At 65.3% G+C, this 1,379-nt stretch carries 2 protein-coding genes; both read left to right on the top strand.

Going from position 1 to position 1,379, the window contains the following annotated elements:
- Positions 1–152: 152 nt before the first annotated feature.
- The gene (locus tag AB0F29_RS41550) at positions 153–584 is read left to right on the top strand and encodes a hypothetical protein (RefSeq protein WP_361884200.1); all 432 of its coding nucleotides are present in this window, start codon (positions 153–155) and stop codon (positions 582–584) included.
- A 66-nt stretch (positions 585–650) separates the two neighbouring features.
- On the top strand, positions 651–1,091 hold the full coding sequence (locus AB0F29_RS41545; protein WP_361884198.1) for a hypothetical protein: 441 nt from the start codon (positions 651–653) through the stop codon (positions 1,089–1,091).
- The last annotated feature ends 288 nt before the right edge of the window (positions 1,092–1,379 follow it).

Genomic DNA, 1,379 nt, shown 5'->3' with positions numbered 1-1,379 from the left:
CCAGCTCTCCACGCTCCTCAAGCTCCACATGACGCTCCTCGACGCCAAGATCCCCGGCCAGCGCAACCGGAAGTAACCCCACCCCGGGCGGCGGGAAAAAAACCCCGCCGCCCCCTCACCACCACCCAAAAGCCAGAAAGAGGAAAAGGACCATGGGGATTCTCCTCCGCATTCCGAGTGATCAAAACCGTAACCGTGCACTCGACATCTTCGACAAGCTCACCGAAGAAGCAGGAGAAGGAACGCACAGCCTCACGCTCGCCGTTACCGGCATGGGCGGGACAGCATACGAAGTGTTCCCCTTCATTCAGGACGACGAAGGAATGGCCGCAAGCCTGAGCCACCTCGAAGAGTTCTGCGAACTGCTCGCCATCGCAATCTCGGGAGCCCACCCCAGCGGACTCGCAATGCGCACCGCAGGCGAAAGGGCCACCGTACGCGGATGGAAATTCACGGACGGCGACCCCATCCCGCTCAACCGCGCAGAAACATTCAACGCCTACTGCACCGACCCGACCACCGGCGAGCCCATCCCGCCGGACCCGGACACCGAATACGCAGACGCCCCCGTAATCCACCTCTAGCCCCCCGGTGGGCCGGGGCGAGGCACGCCCCGCCCCGGCCCACCACAAACCCCACAAGGACCCGTGATGACCCCAGCACCCCAGCAGCGCCACACGTTCGGCACCCCAGACACCGAATGCCGCTACCCCGTCCTCCTGACCGACCAATTCATCGGGTACGTATTCCGTTGGCACCGCGCATGGATCGCCACTCCCGCAGGACTGGAAACCGAGATCCGCGTATCCGCCGGATCAACCGGAAAGGACGCCGCCGCCCGGTATCTCTGCGACGAATTCGACGCCGGACGAATCGCGCCGCACCAAGAAGCCCCGAAAGCCAGCATCGCGGAGAAGGGCAGCGGACCCGCGCCCCTTCTCCATCCGCGAATGGACAAGCCGCACAACCGCACTGCCGCCCTGACGGCCGTACAGGGCCTCTCAGACCTCCAATGGCCCCCCTCGGCGGATACCCTGGAGCAGATAACCCCTGGCTCCTCTCCTGCGACCGATGCGGATGGGAAGGCGTGAAATACTGGTCCCACCTTCGCGACCGGAAGGGAAATCCGCCGTCGCCGTTCCGGCACCCCGGATGCACGGCCCGGGGGTAAGGCAGAAACCCAATCCCTACACAGGGCGTGCATCGTGATGCACGCCCTGTCCCTCTCGGGGGAGGGGGTAGGGGAGATTCCCAATCTCTACATGGGGCGAGCATCTGATGCACCGTCCGACGGGTCAGACCGCTGGCCCGTCGGATCACCACGGACCCCAGCCCCTCCCTGTAGCCAGCCGCCCGCGACAGCGGGCCACTCAAGCCAC

Source organism: Streptomyces sp. NPDC026589 (assembly GCF_040638385.1).
Classification (GTDB): domain Bacteria; phylum Actinomycetota; class Actinomycetes; order Streptomycetales; family Streptomycetaceae; genus Streptomyces.
This window is presented reverse-complemented; position numbering and strand designations above follow the sequence as displayed.

Bases quoted from the DNA above. Each gene is read 5' to 3' on its own strand.
- AB0F29_RS41550 (WP_361884200.1), top strand. From the start codon at position 153: ATGGGGATTCTCCTCCGCATTCCGAGTGATCAAAACCGTAACCGTGCA.
- AB0F29_RS41545 (WP_361884198.1), top strand. From the start codon at position 651: ATGACCCCAGCACCCCAGCAGCGCCACACGTTCGGCACCCCAGACACC.